The sequence below is a fragment of the Arenibacter algicola genome, from assembly GCF_000733925.1.
Classification (GTDB): Bacteria; Bacteroidota; Bacteroidia; order Flavobacteriales; family Flavobacteriaceae; genus Arenibacter; species Arenibacter algicola.
In genome coordinates this window covers 2,384,709-2,403,312 of sequence record NZ_JPOO01000003.1, presented here as the reverse complement: position 1 = coordinate 2,403,312, position 18,604 = coordinate 2,384,709, and the positions used below count along the sequence as shown (strand labels likewise).

14 protein-coding genes are annotated in these 18,604 nt (G+C 39.6%); 8 read left to right on the top strand and 6 right to left on the bottom strand.

Translation table 11 applies throughout. The features are described from left to right. Positions 1–144: 144 nt before the first annotated feature. The 4 genes from U735_RS0120890 to panC all read right to left on the bottom strand — a co-directional run bounded on the left by U735_RS0120890 (position 145) and on the right by panC (position 3,550). Positions 145–1,287: an alpha/beta hydrolase gene (locus tag U735_RS0120890; RefSeq protein WP_031445683.1), complete on the bottom strand. Its 1,143-nt coding sequence runs from the start codon at positions 1,285–1,287 to the stop codon at positions 145–147. Between the two features lie 25 nt (positions 1,288–1,312). Continuing rightward, positions 1,313–2,278 carry a lysylphosphatidylglycerol synthase transmembrane domain-containing protein gene (locus U735_RS0120885; RefSeq protein WP_031445682.1) on the bottom strand — a complete coding sequence of 322 codons (966 nt, stop codon included), beginning with the start codon at positions 2,276–2,278 and terminating at the stop codon, positions 1,313–1,315. A gap of 2 nt (positions 2,279–2,280) precedes the next feature. Further along, positions 2,281–2,631, bottom strand: coding sequence for an aspartate 1-decarboxylase (gene panD / locus U735_RS0120880; RefSeq protein ID WP_031445681.1), 351 nt, complete (start codon positions 2,629–2,631; stop codon positions 2,281–2,283). 76 nt (positions 2,632–2,707) lie between these two features. After that, entirely contained in the window at positions 2,708–3,550 is an 843-nt protein-coding gene (gene panC, locus U735_RS0120875; RefSeq protein WP_031445680.1) for a pantoate--beta-alanine ligase, read from the bottom strand. Positions 3,551–3,653: 103 nt separating this feature from the next. Here panC and U735_RS0120870 point away from each other — a divergent pair, with 103 nt between their 5' ends. The 8 genes from U735_RS0120870 (at position 3,654) to U735_RS0120835 (ending at position 15,795) form a co-directional block, all read left to right on the top strand. Further along, positions 3,654–4,463: a glycogen/starch synthase gene (locus tag U735_RS0120870; protein WP_031445679.1), complete on the top strand. Its 810-nt coding sequence runs from the start codon at positions 3,654–3,656 to the stop codon at positions 4,461–4,463. A gap of 5 nt (positions 4,464–4,468) precedes the next feature. Beyond that, positions 4,469–6,307 carry a DUF4270 domain-containing protein gene (locus U735_RS0120865; RefSeq protein ID WP_031445678.1) on the top strand — a complete coding sequence of 613 codons (1,839 nt, stop codon included), beginning with the start codon at positions 4,469–4,471 and terminating at the stop codon, positions 6,305–6,307. A 128-nt stretch (positions 6,308–6,435) separates the two neighbouring features. Beyond that, positions 6,436–8,283, top strand: a complete 1,848-nt coding sequence (glmS, locus tag U735_RS0120860; protein WP_031445677.1) for a glutamine--fructose-6-phosphate transaminase (isomerizing) — start codon at positions 6,436–6,438, stop codon at positions 8,281–8,283. Between the two features lie 245 nt (positions 8,284–8,528). Beyond that, entirely contained in the window at positions 8,529–11,288 is a 2,760-nt protein-coding gene (locus U735_RS0120855) for a TonB-dependent receptor (protein WP_031445676.1), read from the top strand. A gap of 24 nt (positions 11,289–11,312) precedes the next feature. Further along, positions 11,313–13,040 (top strand): hypothetical protein, encoded by a 1,728-nt coding sequence (locus tag U735_RS0120850; protein ID WP_031445675.1) that lies wholly within the window; start codon positions 11,313–11,315, stop codon positions 13,038–13,040. Between the two features lie 295 nt (positions 13,041–13,335). Next, complete coding sequence (gene atpD, locus U735_RS0120845; protein ID WP_031445674.1) at positions 13,336–14,844, top strand: F0F1 ATP synthase subunit beta; 1,509 nt, start codon at positions 13,336–13,338, stop codon at positions 14,842–14,844. A 79-nt stretch (positions 14,845–14,923) separates the two neighbouring features. Next, entirely contained in the window at positions 14,924–15,202 is a 279-nt protein-coding gene (locus U735_RS0120840; RefSeq protein ID WP_031445673.1) for a FoF1 ATP synthase subunit delta/epsilon, read from the top strand. 47 nt (positions 15,203–15,249) lie between these two features. Then, entirely contained in the window at positions 15,250–15,795 is a 546-nt protein-coding gene (locus U735_RS0120835; RefSeq protein WP_146032775.1) for a hypothetical protein, read from the top strand. 480 nt (positions 15,796–16,275) lie between these two features. On the opposite strand, the gene U735_RS0120825 is transcribed toward U735_RS0120835, so the two are convergent. After that, positions 16,276–17,286, bottom strand: coding sequence for an amidohydrolase family protein (locus U735_RS0120825; RefSeq protein ID WP_051892269.1), 1,011 nt, complete (start codon positions 17,284–17,286; stop codon positions 16,276–16,278). A 148-nt stretch (positions 17,287–17,434) separates the two neighbouring features. Next, positions 17,435–18,541 carry a Gfo/Idh/MocA family protein gene (locus tag U735_RS0120820; RefSeq protein WP_031445669.1) on the bottom strand — a complete coding sequence of 369 codons (1,107 nt, stop codon included), beginning with the start codon at positions 18,539–18,541 and terminating at the stop codon, positions 17,435–17,437. Positions 18,542–18,604 lie beyond the last annotated feature (63 nt).

Here is an 18,604-nt window from a genome sequence, read left to right as displayed (position 1 = left end):
GTGCATTTAAGTTAAATAAGTAATAGGAAGAAGTATTCCCCAACAAGAGGGATTGATGGCCATGTGGATAACAACCAATGCAGCACTGCAAGCTTTCAGGCTTGAAGTTTTTTATATTATCCAAGCCTTTGTGCAAAAGCCTTTTTAGTAACCAAAATCTGCTTTAAGGGCATCAATTTTTTCCAAAGCCATTTCTTTGGTAAGAAAATCTATTTCTTCCATGCCAAAAGCCTTTTCAAAAGTCCTAAGGGCCTTTTTAGGTTCGCCCAATTGCTCGTAATATTCAGCTTCAAAGTAAAAGCCCAACATGGTATTGGGATACTCTTTTTTACAGAGGTCTGATAAGGGCTTCAAGGATTCAAAATCCTCCTTTTTTCTGGAGGCGGCATAAATGGCCATAATGTCGTTTAGACTGGTTGTTTTTCTAAAGCCAAATAGATTTTCTATAGAAGCCTGTTTGTCCGCCAAATAATCAAATACAGGTCCAATCTGGGTTAGAATCTTTTCTTTGTATTCTTTTGGGCTTATGGGCTTGAACATGCCGAAGATATTGTCGAAGGCTTTTCCAATACCGTAGGTGGCTACTGAAATGTGGTCGGCATTCTCATACTGATCAAAGAAATAACGGAGATTATCAGATTCCATACCTTTTAATGTTTGGTTCAGCGCCAATACTCTATTACTATTTTCACTTTTTTCGCCCTCCAAGATCAATTGGTAGAATATTTTCTTTTTCATCACAGATAGTCGCGAAGGCACCCTTGTTTCCATTTCTGGGGCCAAATAAGGTGAAATACTTATATAGGCGTTAAAAAGGGAATCGTCCTTAAAGAGATAAAAATTACCAAAATTAGCAGTGATATCGTATCCCACGAACATTTTAAAGGGAGCCGTACTGAATTTGGTTTCCAAATAGGGAATAAGTTCCATTCCCAAAAATTCGAAGAACAGTTTGCCTTTTTCGGTGGGCAGCCCACTATCGGGCTCAAAGCCACAATCCTGATTTCTTAGGTTATTTTTGGATTGATTTACGCCTACTACAATAGCTTCGGGCATGCCATGGAAATTACTGTAAAATTTTGCGTTGGCCACCACCTGATCAAATAGGTATTCCCCATCCAAAACAACAATGATAGGATATTTTTTTTCTGCGGTGTAGGTTTCTGGGAAGTAGTATTGTACATCCCTGCGCTCCTGTAACTTAAAGGATTCGAATATTTCTTGGGTTACCTGTGCATTGCTGCCAAAGTAGACGAATAAGGCCAATAGAGTAAAAAAACGTTGCATAGAACAGAATTTGGGCAATAGAAGACTATTTGTTTCTGTTCCATAACGGTAAAATCAGAAAAGATATTGCGCCAAAAACTACTATCATTAAAGTTTGTGAAATCCACATAATCCATCCAAAGGCATCCCCTGAAACCTTACTAATACCAAAAATTGCCAGGGCGCTACTAACGGCAATAGGATAAATGCCTATACCGCCATTGGTGGCAGACATGGCAAATGCACCTGCCACAAAGGCAACCAGTAGCTGACTTACGCTTAGGTCCACGGTTTCCAGAACCGTATATTTTATTACCCAAAACATTGCTATATAGGCTAGCCAAATGAATAAGGTGTGTAAAACAAAACTCCATTTATTCTTCATTCTAAAAATACTGAGGATACCCTCCAAAAGGCCTCGCAAAAATGTTTTTAGTTTTAGGGCAAATTTTGAATTTGATTTTTTTACTACGTACATCCCCAGGGATAGGGTCAATAGCCCTGAACCAATTAGTGCTAGCAAGTATATTAGATTAAAACCTTTTTGTTGAAGAAAACCCCATATTATATCGGTTTGAAGGAAGAGCGCAATGGCCACAATCAGGAATAGCATTACCAAATCGATGACCCTTTCTGTGACTATGGTTCCAAATCCTTTTTGGAAAGGAACATGCTCGTAGGTGGCCAGGGCCGTGGCCCTCAATATTTCTCCGGACCTAGGGATCCCCAGGTTTGTAAAATAGGCCGTTAATATGATCAATATATTGTTGAATAGTTTTGGCTTATAGCCTAATGGCTGCAACAGATAATTCCATCTTAAAGCTCTGGAAAGGTGTGTAAGGATCCCTAAAAAAACGGATACCCCGACCCAAAAAAGATCTGCATTTTTTATGTAATGTATTATTTCCGACCTATCCTTTTCAGAGGTGGAATAATAGGAATACCATACTAAAAAAACTCCCAGCAGGATGGGGAGAATTGTTTTTAACGTATTCTTGATGGAAGACTTCAAAATTAGGACAATAGATTGGTTTCCTCATTGGGGAAAACCAAGGATGGATTGAATTTTTTGGCCAATTCAATATCCATGGTAGCGTAAGTTATTAGAATTAAAACATCGCCAACAGCCACCTTTCTGGCGGCAGCGCCATTCAAGGTTACCTCGCCACTACCTCTGGTTCCGGGAATAGCATAGGTCTCCAGCCTTTCTCCGTTGTCGTTATTGACAATTTGTACCTTTTCGCCTCTAATAATATTGGCCGCATCCATTAGATCTTCATCAATGGTAATACTGCCTATATAGTTAAGGTCAGCACCCGTTACTTTCACGCGGTGTATTTTAGATTTTACTACTTCTATTTGCATGGGACAAAGTTAAGCATTTATGCCAATTGGATTTCCAATTTAATTATGGTCGGCATTATGGAATTGGTTTTCAATTTTAAAGGGCAATGTTATCTATAAGCCTAACATCTCCCGCATAAACGGCGATAAAGGCTCTATATTTCACATTTCTGTTTTTTCTTTTAACAGGTTTCAATTGGTCTACATCTGCAATTTTAACATATTCCAAGTTTAGTTTTGGATGGGAATTAAATTGCTTTTTTACCCAATCCACTGTAAAATTAGCACTTTTCGTGCCAAATTTTTGTTTGGCAGCTTTTAAGGTTTTGTATATAAAACCGGCCTCTTGCCTCAATTCTGTGTCCAATCGCTCGTTTCTGGAACTCATGGCCAGTCCGTTGGCTTCCCTTACTATGGGGCAGCCTATAATTTCTATGGGTAAATTTGTGATTTCTACTAGTTTTTTGATGATTTGCAATTGTTGAAAATCCTTTTCCCCAAAATATGCCCTGGTTGGTGATATTATGCGCAATAGCTTTTCAACTATAGTTCCTACACCGTCAAAATGTCCTTTTCTAAATTCACCTTCCATAACATTCTCCAAACCCTCAAAATCGTAAGTTTTAGAGGTTATTTCTCCAGAATAAATTTCGGAGGCGGAAGGGACAAAAATCGTTATCCTATCGGAAACTCTTTTTAATAGGGCCATATCGGCCTCCAAAGTGCTTGGGTACTTGTCCAGATCTTCCTTGTTGTTGAATTGGGTAGGGTTAACAAAAATACTAACCAAGGTAAGGTCATTTTCTTCGACCGACCTTTTAACCAAGGCCATATGTCCCATGTGCAATGCCCCCATGGTTGGGACAAAACCAATTGTTTTGGTTTTTTCATGGGAGTCTAGATAGGACTTAAGTTCCTTTTTAGTGGTAATTAGCTGCATTCGTTTTACTTAAAAGAGAGCAAACTTACTATAATTACTGCTAATCTGCATAATTTTTGTAATTTTGCACTTTCTCTTACTCTATTAATAAAATATTGCTTTTATGAATGGCAAAAAGATATTGTTTGTATCTTCAGAATTAGTACCCTATCTTCCGGAGAACGAAGTTTCCTTAATGTCTTACGAAACCCCAAGAATGGTCAATAGCAATGGTGGCCAGATAAGGATTTTTATGCCAAGGTTTGGGAATATCAATGAACGTAGACATCAATTGCACGAGGTAATTAGATTATCCGGAATGAATTTGGTGATTAATGATATGGATATGCCATTGATCATAAAAGTGGCCTCTATCCCTAGAGAGCGTATTCAGGTTTATTTCATTGATAATGATGAATACTTTAAAAGAAAGGCAACTTTTACCGATGAGGATGGGAAATTATTTCCAGATAATGACGAAAGGGCTATTTTCTTTGCCAAAGGTGTGGTGGAAACGGTCAAGAAATTGAATTGGTCTCCGGATATTATTCATGTTCATGGATGGATGGCATCTTTGTTGCCACTATATCTGAAAAAATTCTATGCCGACGAGCCTTTGTTTTCCGAAAGCAAGATCATCATGTCTGTTTATGGGCAAGGTTTTGATGGTACATTGGATAAAGACCTCATTAAAAAGATTGCCTTCGACGGTGTTCCTGAAGAAAGTATAAAAGCGCTTGAGGAGCCCAATTATAATAATTTGTTAAAAGTTGCTGTGGATTATGCCGATGCTGTTATTTTAGCCGCAGAAAATATTCCGGCCGACTTGGAAGACTACATATCCAAGCTCGAAAAACCTGTTTTGCCATTTGTTCCTTTACAGGAGTTTGAGGAAGCTTACGTGAATTTTTATAACACCAAAGTTTTAAAATAATCTAAATGAATTTACTGAACAGATTAAAATTGCCTACAATGGTGGGTATATTGCTTGTTGTGGTCTTGGGGTCCTGTGAGGAGGACTTGACTACCGTAGGTAGTGGTGTAGTAGGTGGTGAACCATTTACGGCCGGCAAGGCAGTTTACGATGTTTTTGCCTACAATAAAAAGATAGAGGCGGTAAGGACCAATAAATTACCGGCTTATCAATTAGGGAATTATACAGACCCAATATATGGAAAGACCGAGGCCAGTATAACCACTCAGGTACAGTTGTCCTTTGCCAATCCCAGTTTTGGAAATTATTCGGCATCAGTGGAAGAAACTGCCGATACAGATTCCAGTACCCTTACCATAAAAGAAAATGAGACGGTGGAAGAGGTTATTCTTTTCATACCTTTTTTGACAAATCCAAGGGGAGACCTCGACCTTGATGGTGTGGCCGATGCCTATGATGCCGACCCAGAGGATCCCAATAGTGATAGTGATGGGGATACCTTAACAGATATCCAGGAAAAATCGCTTGGGACGGATCCCTTAAACCAGGATACGGACGGCGATGGCATCAATGACAATTTGGACGACGATACTGCAGTGAACAGATTTCCTGTAAAATATGACTTGGATAGTATTTTTGATGCCAACGGAAATATTCCGGAATCATTTAATTTTAAAGTTGAAAGATCTACCTATTTCTTGAGGGATTTGGATCCCAACACCAATTTTCAGGAAGCGCAACAATATTATTCATCACAACAGTTTTCGCCCACCTTTGTATCCGACCTTTTGTTCGATGGTACTGTGGAGGTTAAGAATGTAGAAGAATTGATCTTTAAGGAAGACGATCCAGAAACCGAGGATGTAGATGAATCCGAGGAAGCACCAACTAGGATTGCCCCTGGAATTAGGGTAGCTTTAAATCCGGCATTTTTTCAACAAAATATATTGGATAAGGAAGGTGATTCGGAGTTGTTGAGCCAGGCGAATTTTTCGGAATTTTTCAGAGGTGTCCATTTATCGGTTCCTGATGATGTTTTAGTGTTGTTGGATATAACACGGGGAAATATTACCATAAAATATAAATATGATAGTGTAACCAGTTCTGCAGATGATACTATTATTGAGAACGAGCAGGAATTTGTTCTAAATTTCATTAGGCGCGATACTAGTACAGGAGCAGTTATAGGGAATGCCGTAAATACCTTCATTAATGAGGCCTATCCCGATGAAATTACAAGCGGACTGGACAATGGGGAAAATGCTTCCAAGATCTACCTAAAAGGTGGGGCGGGAAGCTTTGCCCAAATTAAACTTTTCGACGAAATAAATGGAGACGAGATCATCAATCAGATCAAATCCAAGAATTGGATCATAAATGAAGCAAATTTGGTGTTTTACGTAGATCGAAATACTTTGGACGCCGCCGGTAGTGTTATTGAACCTTCAAAGTTGTATTTGTTCAAGGACAATACCAATGGACCAGTCTATAATCAATTTTTGGAATCTGAAGAGGATTACAACGCTGGCAATTTTACGAACTATGATGGAGGTCTAAACAGGGTAAGCGGCAAAGGACAGACATATAAAATAAAGATTACCAATTATATCAACGACCTAATAGTGCGGGATTCTACCAATACCACACTTAATTTGACATTGACCTCGGACATAAGGATTTCAACCACCGGAAAGGCCATGCTTGCCAATAATACGGAGGGACAGGTACCTGTAATGTCCTCAATTAACCCATTTGGGACAGTCCTTTATGGTAGTGATAACTTACCCAGTGGGCAGGAGGGGAAAAAATTAAAACTCGAAATTTTCTATACCCGGGCAAATTAAAAGCCAGAAAAATACCACTTATAGTATTTTTACGTTAATTAACTAAAAGATAAAAGGTTTTATATAACAAGGTGCTAACTTTGTTATATATAACCTTTTGTTAATTACTAACCATTAAACTTTAAAATATGTGTGGAATCGTAGGATATATTGGGTATAGGGATGCTTATCCCATTATTATAAAAGGACTTCAACGTTTAGAGTACAGAGGCTATGACAGTGCGGGTATAGCCTTGTATGACGGCAACGAAATAAACCTATCCAAGACCAAGGGGAAGGTAGAGGATCTAAATAATAAGGCCAAAAGTACCATTTCCTTAGAGGGGAAACTGGGTATAGGCCATACAAGATGGGCAACACACGGTGTCCCAAATGATGTTAATTCACATCCACATTATTCCAATTCCGGAGATTTGGTAATTATCCATAATGGGATTATAGAGAATTATGATGCTATAAAGAAGGAATTAACAAAAAGGGGCTATACTTTTTCTTCAGAAACCGATACGGAAGTGTTGGTAAACCTTATAGAGGAAGTAAAGCGCAAGGAAGGGGTTAAGCTTGGTAAGGCTGTGCAGATTGCTTTGAATGAGGTGGTCGGGGCATATGCCATTGCAGTTTTTGACAAGCAAAAACCAGATGAAATAGTAGTAGCCAAATTAGGTAGTCCGTTGGCCATAGGTGTTGGGGAGAACGAATTTTTTATTGCCTCCGATGCATCGCCTTTTATAGAATTCACCAACAATGCCATTTATTTGGAGGATGAGGAAATGGCGGTCATTAGATTGGGGAAGGAAATTAAATTGAGAAAAATAAAAAACGATGCAATTGCCTATCCTTCTATCCAAGAATTGGCACTTAATCTTGAGGAAATTGAAAAGGGCGGTTTTGATCACTTTATGTTAAAGGAGATTTACGAACAGCCTAGGGCTATTTTAGATACCTATCGTGGCCGACTTAGGGCTAAGGAAGGGATTATCAAAATGGCGGGCGTAGATGATAATCTGGAAAAGTTCCTGAATGCCAATCGTATTATTATTGTGGCCTGTGGGACTTCTTGGCATGCCGGATTGGTGGCAGAATATATTTTTGAAGATTTGGCCAGGATTCCTGTAGAAGTGGAATACGCTTCAGAGTTCCGCTATAGAAACCCGGTCATAACCGATAAGGATGTTCTTATTGCCATTTCCCAATCTGGGGAAACGGCAGACACACTGGCGGCCATTAAACTGGCAAAGGAAAAGGGGGCCTTTGTATTTGGAGTCTGTAATGTTGTTGGTTCCTCCATAGCTAGGGAAACCGATGCTGGTGCCTATACCCATGCCGGGCCCGAAATTGGGGTGGCCTCGACCAAGGCATTTACAACACAAATAACGGTACTCACCCTTTTGGCATTAAAATTGGCCAAGGAAAAGGGAATATTTGATAATAGGAGATTCCATGAGCACTTGAGCGAATTGGAAAATATTCCTTCCAAGGTTGAAAAGGCTTTGCTTTCCAATCCTTTGGTAGAAATAATATCCAATGTTTATAAAGATTCCACGAACTGCCTTTATTTGGGAAGGGGGTACAATTTTCCCGTTGCTTTGGAAGGTGCTTTGAAATTAAAGGAAATTAGTTACATACATGCCGAGGGCTATCCTGCGGCGGAAATGAAGCACGGGCCCATTGCCCTTATAGATGAACATATGCCCGTAGTGGTTATTGCAACCAATAAGGGGCATTATGAAAAGGTGGTAAGTAATATACAGGAGATTAAATCTAGAAAAGGCAAAATTATTGCTGTAGTTACAGAGGGCGACGTTCAGGTTAAGGAACTGGCGGACCATGTCATTGAAATCCCGGAAACCTTGGAGAGTTTAACGCCTCTATTGACTACTATTCCGCTTCAGTTATTATCTTATCACATTGCGGTAATGAGAGGCTGTAATGTAGATCAGCCCCGTAACTTGGCCAAGTCGGTTACGGTGGAATAGATTACTTCTTAATAAAACTATAATGACATCCATAGATGATGGCCAAAAAGGGCTGTTATTTATGGATGTCATTTTTTATCGACTAATATTTTGGCAAATTTTTATTAAAAAATGTTAAATTTTGATTAAAAAATACTATGCATGCATAATTTATTTGATTTTCTTATTGTCAAATTGAAATTTAGTGTATATTGGCTATTGGTGATATCTTACCATTAACTGATACTAATTTAACTCAAGACTTTATGAGATCAACGCTTCTATTATTCTTTTTCATGTTTGGAATGTTGGCGCATTCACAAACAATTATTAAAGGGAATGTGGTGGATCAAAATAATGACCCAGTACCTGGAGCCAACATTGTAATTATGGGCAAAGCCATCGGAACTGTATCCGATTTTGACGGGAATTTTATATTGAACACTTCTGAGAACCCCCCGTTTACATTGAATATTACCAGTATTGGATTTGTGGCTTCTACTGCTAATATTACCCAAAACAATCAGACTATTTCGGTTGTTTTAAACGAGGAACAGACAAGTTTGGACGAGGTGGTAATTTCAGCTTCAAGGACTCCAGAGCGCGTTTTTGAATCCCCGGTTACGGTGGAAAGATTTGGGCTTAGTGAAATCCAGAATACTGCTTCGGCCGATTTCTATGATGGCCTGGAAAATTTAAAAGGTGTAGACGTAAACACTAACAGTTTAACTTTTAAATCCGTAAACACTAGGGGCTTTGCTTCATTTGCCAATACTCGATTTATGCAATTGGTGGATGGGATGGATAATTCTACTCCGGCATTAAATTTTCCTATTGGAAACTTAGTAGGGATGATTGAGACAGATGTTCTTAGTGTTGAATTACTACCCGGGGCATCCTCGGCACTTTATGGTGCCAATGCCTTTAACGGGATACTTTTTATGCGTAGTAAAAGCCCTTTTGATCATGAAGGAATTAGTGTATCTATAAAAAGAGGTGTCACCTCTCAAGAGTCGGCAGGAACTAATCCGTATACTGATTTTGGTATTCGTGCGGCTCATAAATTCTCGGACAAATTCGCTGGTAAAGTAAATTTCGGATATTTAAAAGGTACAGATTGGGCCGCAACTAGTGAGGTTGATAAATTCGATCCATCTAGGACAAGGGCCAATTATAACTATGATGGAATTAATGTATACGGAGATGAAGTTTCCACGAACATTAGATCTGCCTCTGGCTTGGGAATTATTCCAGATGTAGAGGTAAGTAGAACAGGTTACAATGAGGGTGATTTAACCAACTATAACGCAGAAAGTATTAAAGCAGATTGGGGATTATACTATCGCCCAATTGAAGACAACAGCCTTGAGCTTTCTTATGTGGGTAAAGTGGGTACTGGTACTACTATTTATCAAGGAACAAACCGCTATAATATCAATGGTTTTTTTCAAGAGCAACATAAGTTGGAAATTAAAAATGACAATTTCTTTTTACGAGGATATGTTGTAGGGGACAAAGCAGGAGACTCTTATGATATGGTGTTTACTGGGATTAACATTAACAGATCTTGGAAATCCGATGAAGATTGGTTTGGGGATTATATAGCAACTTATGCTGGAATAGAATTGTCTGGCAACCCTTCTGGTTTAACAGTTGATCAAAAACATGCACAGGCTAGAGCCGTTGCAGACACGGGGCGTTACCTACCAGGAACACCGCAATTTGATGCGGCATTTAATAAAAGCATAAATGATCCCGATTTATCAACGGGTTCTAAGTTTCAAGATGCCTCTAAATATTACCATGCTGATGGTAATTATAATTTTAGCCATTTGATTGATGTTGCTGAAATTCAAATTGGAGGATCCTATAGAAAATACAGTTTAAATTCTGGCGGTACAATATATACTGATACTGATGGCCCAATAGATTATTCGGAATATGGTATTTATACCCAAATTCAAAAAAAGATTGAACTTTCCGATGTGAAAAGCATAAAATTGACAGGATCGGCACGTTATGATAAATCAGAATTTTTTGATGGCTTCATATCACCACGTATTTCTGCTGGTTTAACACTTAATAGAGATCACAACATTAGAGCCTCTGTGCAAACAGGATTTAGAAACCCGACCACGCAAGATTTATTTATTGGGTTAGATGCAGGAAGAGCAATTTTAGTTGGTTCCGCACCTGAAAACTTGAACCGTTATTCTGACACCTATGATGTAAGTTCAACCGGTCAATTGTCAGGCCAGCCCGCATCAGTAGTACAAACAGGAAGAGCGGCATATGAAAATGCCTATTCAGCGCAGTCAGTGGAGACCTTTAAGATTACGGATAACGTGGCTGATTTAAAGGTTTCAAATCCGGAATTGGTAAAACCCGAACAGGTTACGTCTATTGAGGTTGGGTATAGAGGAAAGATAGATAAACTTGTAGTTGATTTTAGTGCCTATTACAATAGTTATAAAGACTTCATTTCTCAAGAGGTTGTTGATGCACCTTTTTATGGTATTGCAGGTGATGGCAATCTCTCTATAGATGCTATCCGAAACGATGATATTCAGCGCTATAGTGCCTATACCAATACTGATGCCGATGTTAACTCTTACGGAGCTTCTATTGGTTTGGACATGAAAGTACTAGGTAATTTTGATTTAGGAGGTAGTTATACTTTTACAAAGTTGGATTTTGATAGAGAAGCAAATCCAGATGTTATGTTGAATTTTAATACCCCGGAACATAAGTTTAAAGCCAATTTTGGGAATGAGGAATTATTCAAAAACTTTGGCTTTAATCTAGCATACAGATTTAGTGATGATTATTTTTGGGAAGCCACTTTTGGCAATGGTGTTGTGCCGGAATTCCATACACTTGATGCTCAAATTAGCTACACTGTTCCAAGCATCAAATCTTCCTTTAAGTTAGGTGGAACCAACATTACCGGCAAGGAGTATTTTACTGCCTTCGGAACAGGTTTTATTGGGTCTATGTACTACCTATCTTGGACAATTAATAACTAAACTAAAATCAAATCATAATTTGACATGAAAAATTTAAAATATATATTCTTAGCATCTTTACTGATTTTGTTTACTAATTGTAACGATCCAGAAGATGTAGATTTGAACGCTGTTGCGGAAGAGGAGGCAAAGCCCGCATTGACCGCTGGTTCTGCCGATTTTTCCAAATATGTAGCTATAGGAAATTCATTTACGGCTGGTTTCTCCGATAATGCATTATTTATTGCATCACAGCAAAATTCTTTTCCTAATCTATTGTCGCAAAAATTTTCATTGGTTGGCGGTGGTAATTTTTCCCAACCGTTGACGAATGATAATATTGGAGGACTTTTATTAGGAGGAAATCCTGTTTTAGATCCACAATCTGGAAAGAACCTATTCGCTCCAAGACTCTATTTTTATTCTGATACCAATTCAGCATGCCCTGATAATACTGGCCCTGTTGTTCTTGGAATTGATCCTAACAATCCCAATACTCAGGCAACTGGTTCTACTACAGATTTTGTATTAAATAATCCAACCGGGCCATTTAATAATATGGGTGTTCCTGGCGCAAAAAGTTTCCATTTATTGGCTCCAGGATATGGCAGTTTGGCAAATCTTTCCTTAGGCTTGGCAAATCCTTATTTTATAAGAATGGCTTCAGATCCCAGTGCTAGCGTTTTAGGTGATGTTATTGCACAATCACCGACCTTTTTTACACTTTGGGTTGGGATTAATGATGTTTTAGGTTATGCGCTTTCTGGCGGAGACGGATCTAGTGCTATCACCCCATTGGATGGAGCACCTGGAGTTGGTTTCAATCAAACTTATGCAACCTTGGTCGGAGCAGTTACGGCAGGTGGCGCAAAAGGTGTTGTGGCAAATATTCCAGATGTATCAAGTATTCCACATTTTACAACAGTACCCTATAATCCCTTAGACCCTAATGATGAATGTTTACAATCTTATACTGATCAAATACCTACGTTAAATGGTGTATTTGGTCAGTTGAATCAGGTTTTTGCTTTTTTGGAGAGTCAAGGAATTCCAAACGCAACAGACCGACAGATTGTTTTTTCAACGACTGAGGCAAGTGCGGTTGTGGTTAACGATGAATCCTTAATTAATTTATCAGCTCAAATTGCAGGAGTATTGAAGGCAAGTCCTACCTTTCCTGCCTTTGTGCAATCATTTGGTTTGCCTGTTGAAGCCGCCCCTGTGGTAGCCGATCTTTTTGGTTTAGCTTACGGACAAGCAAGGCAGGCTACAGCAGACGATTTGTTGGTGTTGCCTAGTTCATCTATTATTGGTACGGTAAACACCAGTTCAGTAGCATTTTTAATGTCCCAGGGACTATCCCAAGCATTGGCAGGGCAATTTTCGGTAGAAGGGGTGTCCTTACCATTAGCTGATAAATGGGTTTTATTGCCAAGTGAACAAGCAGAGATAGCAGCAGCAACGACTGCATTTAATGCAACTATCGCAGCAACTGCTACTCAAGCAGGTTTAGGTTTGGTTGATGCCAATGGTTTAATGAACAAATTGGCAGATGGAGGATTTAGCAGTGGTAATTTTATATTAACGGCCGAATTGGTTACGGGTGGGGCATTTTCTCTAGATGGTGTTCATCCAACATCTAGAGGTTATGCTTTGATAGCTAATGAATTTATGAAAGCCATAGATGTTACTTATGGTTCTAATTTTGAGGCATCTGGTTCTTTGTTGGATATAGGTGACTATCCAACAAATTATTCTTCAACACTTCAATAGAATATAGTTAATTTAAACAGATATACAGCACCTTATTTAAGGTGCTTTTTTTGTGTTTAAGTTAATATTGGTTAGTATTTGAAAACTTATTCATGTTGAATAGCAAAAGCTAAGAAAGGAGTGGAAAGTAGTATTTTTTGGCAAACGTAAAAAGGATACCTCAGTTCTTCCATAAAAATTAAAAAAACAATTTCTTTTTAAGAATGGAAAACATATCTTTGCAGCCTTAAAAACAAAGCGGTATGTCGCGCTGTTTTTATTTTAAAGATAACAGTAAAACGTAAATACTCAAGTAATGTCTAAAGTTACAGGTAAAGTTTCCCAAATCATCGGCCCGGTAGTTGATGTTGAATTTCAGTCCGGAGCGGACCTTCCCAAGATTTATGATTCTTTGGAAATCATTAATAAAGATGGTTCCAAGTTGATTTTGGAAGTACAGTCCCATGTAGGTGAAAATACGGTAAGGACTATTTCTATGGATTCTACAGATGGATTAAGTAGGGGAGTTGCCGTTGAAGCAACAGGAAGCGCAATCCAGATGCCAATAGGTGACGATGTATATGGTCGTCTATTTAATGTAATTGGAGATGCGATTGATGGTCTTGGGGATTTGCCCAAAGCTGGTAAAGACGGTCTTCCAATTCACAGGGATGCTCCTAAATTTGAGGATTTATCTACTTCTACGGAAGTATTGTTTACTGGAATTAAAGTAATCGATTTGATAGAGCCTTATGCAAAAGGTGGTAAGATTGGTTTATTTGGTGGTGCGGGTGTTGGTAAAACGGTACTTATCCAAGAATTGATCAACAACATTGCAAAAGGACATGGTGGACTTTCTGTATTCGCAGGAGTTGGGGAACGTACCCGTGAAGGGAACGATTTGCTTCGCGAGATGTTGGAGTCCGGTATTATAAAATACGGGGATGATTTCTTGCATTCTATGGAAGAAGGCGGATGGGATTTATCCAAAGTAGATAAAAAAGTAATGAAGGATTCCAAAGCGACATTCGTTTTTGGACAAATGAACGAACCTCCTGGAGCACGTGCACGTGTGGCCTTGTCTGGTTTGACAATTGCAGAATATTTCCGTGATGGTGCAGGTGAAGGCCAAGGAAAGGATGTTCTATTCTTCGTAGATAATATATTCCGTTTTACGCAAGCAGGTTCCGAGGTATCGGCCCTTTTAGGACGTATGCCATCAGCGGTAGGTTACCAACCAACTTTGGCAACAGAAATGGGCGCCATGCAGGAGCGTATTACATCAACCAAAAGAGGTTCCATTACTTCCGTACAGGCGGTATACGTACCTGCGGATGATTTAACGGATCCAGCTCCGGCAACAACCTTTGCCCACTTGGATGCTACTACGGTATTGTCACGTAAAATTGCTGAGTTGGGTATTTATCCAGCGGTGGATCCTTTGGATTCAACTTCAAGGATTTTGACCGCCGAAATTTTAGGGAAAGATCATTACGCCTGTGCCCAAAGGGTAAAGGAGTTATTGCAACGTTATAAAGAACTTCAGGATATTATTGCCATCTTGGGGATGGAAGAATTGTCCGAAGAGGATAAATTGGCCGTAGGTAGGGCAAGACGTGTACAACGTTTCCTTTCCCAGCCATTCCACGTAGCGGAGCAATTTACAGGTATCCCAGGGGTATTGGTAGATATTAAGGAAACTATTAAAGGATTTAATATGATTATGGATGGCGAGTTGGATCATCTTCCAGAATCTGCTTTTAACCTTAAAGGTACCATAGAAGAGGCTATTGAAGCTGGAGAGAAAATGCTTGCTGAAGCGTAAATGAGTAGGCAGTAATCAGTTAACAATTGGCATGATACCATTGAATACTGAGTGCTGAATACTGAATACCGATAAAAATATGTATCTAGAAATTGTATCACCAGAGGCTACTTTGTTTGCCGGAGAAGTTACTGCAGTAACGGTTCCTGGAATTGATGGTGAATTTCAAATGTTGAACAACCACGCCCCTATCGTTTCCCTGCTACAAGAAGGAAAGGTAAGGATAAAGGGTAATGTAGTAATGGACGAAGTTTATGGGGACAAATTTTCCAAAGCTTCCAATGGCGACACCATCCTTGCAATTAGCAGTGGTACTGTTGAAATGAAGAACAATAAAGTAATAGTACTGGCAGATTAACATAGTTTAATGCCAAAAATAAATTAAGCAAAAGCTGTACGTTTCGTATGGCTTTTGTCGTTTTAAGGCCTATGGACAAGAGTAAGATCATAATTTCTGAGGGAGTAAGGCCCTTATGGCAGACCGTGATAGCTTCCGTTTTCTATACCTTGGCCATTATTTTGCTGGCCATGTTCTTTTTTGGGTACGAAATTGTCCCATCGGACGGAAGGCACGACAGCCGGAATTTTGGTGTACTTTATATTGCCACAGTTTGTATGGCCCAGGGAATTATATTTTCAAATATAAAGAGTATTTTCTTCGATCTTGAAAATCAGAAATACAAGGAAGAGTATCGTGTGGGACCTATAGGTCTGGGTAGATGGAAAACATTGCCCAAAATAATATATGTATCCGTTTTTAGACAATTAAAGGAAAATAAGTCTTATACCTATGAGGTAAATTTGTGGACAAAGGGCAACAGAAGCTTTACCATTTATGAGGGGCTGGATCTGGGAGCCACATTTGCTATGGGGAAAACTACGGCCAAGACCTTGAACGTTGAGTTGTTTGATGCAACAGTGCCCAATGATTTTAAGTGGGTAGATCTTTAGATTTCGGTATTTGCAACTTTTTTAGATTTGGGTTGTGTTGTGATTTCGAAGTTTTATTTCATCTATATCCTCCAATAAACTTGGAATTTTACAAGTGATAACTTTAGGTTTTTTGAAAAGCGTTAGGGACCGCGGCGGCATCCCCGCAGCAAGGCCAGGGATATAGCCAAGGGCCCGCCCGACGAAGGAGGGAACGCCCAAAAAATACATTAGGCAACGTTAGTTCGATTTATATTTAATGGTTAATGAGCTATTTATGATTATTTTTTTTGTCTAGCTTGCCTGTAAGTAGACAGGCGCATCCCAATGGTTATCGGGAGAGACCTCAATTAAAAATCGTCACAGTACAATAACCTCTCGACTCCGCCTGCCTTCTCTAGGAAGGCTCTCGAGGGGACAGTAGTATTTTTTTAATTTACACGAAATCAATGTCTTGTAATTATTTTTTATGTTGAATTCATCTTAGGCAGTGTTGTGTGGTTAATCAGTTTTTTTTCCGTGATGTATGGCAATTTCCTCATCACTAAGGCGGAGAAATTTTGCTGCATTGTTATAAAGAATGTCCCTTTTTTGTTGGATATCCAGAAAATCAGCTGTGTTGATAGCTTCTAGACCAACCTCTATAGTTTTGGGCCAATTCATTTGGTCCGACCCAAACATTACCCTTTTTCCAAATCCTGCATCAAAAATACGTCTAAGATATTCGTGAAAGGCTTTCCTGGGAATAGCGAAACAAATTACCCCTACATCAACATAAACCTGCGGATGGGTCCAAAGCACGGCCAAAAGATCATCTATCATAGGATACCCTGCATGCATTAAATAGATTCTTAGTTTTGGATGGCGCATTAGCAGTTCTTCTACCACTAAGGGACTGTGTAGTTTGGCCCTGTAATTCCCAACTCCCGGTAGGTAGGCCGCACCGGGAGGTCCGGTACCCAAATGTATTCCTATGGGAATGTCCAATTCTTCGGCAATTTTGGCATAAGGATCAAATCTTAGGTCACTGGGCGAAACACCGTTATATTGGATGGCTACTTCAGCAAATACCTTGTATTTTCCAGACGACAGGAATTCCCGTACTTTTTCTGGAGTCTTATCGGTCATAAAAAAATTGAAATGTAATGCTGGTATTATACGATCTCCACCAACGGACATATAATCATCTATCAAGGACCCGCTGGTTACTCCATAAATATTGTTTTTTTCTAAAATCTCCAAGGTATTGTCCATAACTTCTTTATCGGTTACGGGGCCCCACACTGCATTTTCGCATTTGGGATTTTTGAGATATTGATTGAAGCCCTCTGCCCAGGATTTTGCAGGGTCATGAACGGGCATTTCTTCCGGAGGCGCACAGATGGCAGTAGGCGGCGGTCCGTTAAGTGCAGCAGGGAGGGCATGCAAGTGCATATCTATTATAGGGAGTTTGTTCTGGGCAAAACCTGTAATTGCAAAAAGCACCACAGGTAAAAGAATCGTAATCCTCATTTCCAATTGCTTTAGAATTCAACACAACAATGGGGGTATAAAGGTAATTTATGCCGGTCGGGAAGAGGGTGTAGGATATACGAACCTAATTTTCAATAAGATACAACTTTTTTTCGATTTTGTTTTCTGATATCGCTTTTCAAGAAAATTATTTTTTAAGTTGGATGGTGCGTTGCGATTTTGAACTTTGAACGGCAGCCTCCAAGATTTCCATGGTAATCATATTGTTTTCCAAAGTATAGGGGTCGTACCTATCCAAGGTGGTTTCTCCTCTAATCACGGAAGCGAACAGGGCGAAGGGTTCGTCATAAGGGGCATCCCTTTCCCCTAGTTTAAAAGTTTCCTCATCATAACCACTGTATCCTTCCGAAATCCGTAATCGCAGGTCATGTCTGTTATCGGCATATATTGCTCCTTTTTCTCCATAGATCTCCATATCCTTACGGCCAATAGGCCAGTTCCATGAAGGCTCCAGAATAGCCATGGCACTATCATAGGTAAGTATTATGGTTGCATCATCGTCGACCTTGGGGTTGTTCTCTGGCTGTAGCTGTTGGGTTACTGCGGTAACCGAGTTGGGCCTTTTGCCTTGTTGTATCCAGGTCATAAGGTTGGCTCCGTAGCACCCAAAGTCCATAATGGCACCACCTCCATTGAGTTTGGGATCGGTCAGGAAATTTAAAAATTCGGGGCTCACCCCAATTTTTTTCGGCCCCTTGTGTCCGTCCCTTACAATAACCTTTCTAAGAGCGCCTATAGTGCCCTTATGGAGCAGTTCATAGGCCTTTACATTGGTGGGATACCAAGAGGTTTCATAATTGGTGAGAAGATGAATCTTATGTTTTTTGGCAAGGGCCTCCATCTTTTTGGCGTGATCCAAGCTAACGGCCAAGGGTTTTTCTACCATTACATGGATGCCTTTGGGAGCGCAGGCTTCCACAATGGCAAGGTGGTCGTAAATGTTACCAAAGCCGGCTACGGCCTCGGGCTTAACTGCAGCGATCATTTCCTCCATGGTATTAAATACCATTTCCATGGGAAAGCCGTGCTTTTCCGATAAACGCTGGGCCAGATTTCGATCGGTTTCTACAATACCTACCATAATGATATCCTCATTGGCTTCCCTATTTAATATCCAGCCAACATGCCCATGGGTAAGGCCAACCACTCCCAATTTTATTGGTTCTTTTTGGGCCAAAGCGCTCGTAAGCGTCAATAGAATGAAACAAAGGGATAGTGTAGCGTATTTTTTCATGTTTATAAATTACTTAAGGACCACAGTAAATGTGTTTACCGTGGTCCTTGAAAGATACTACAT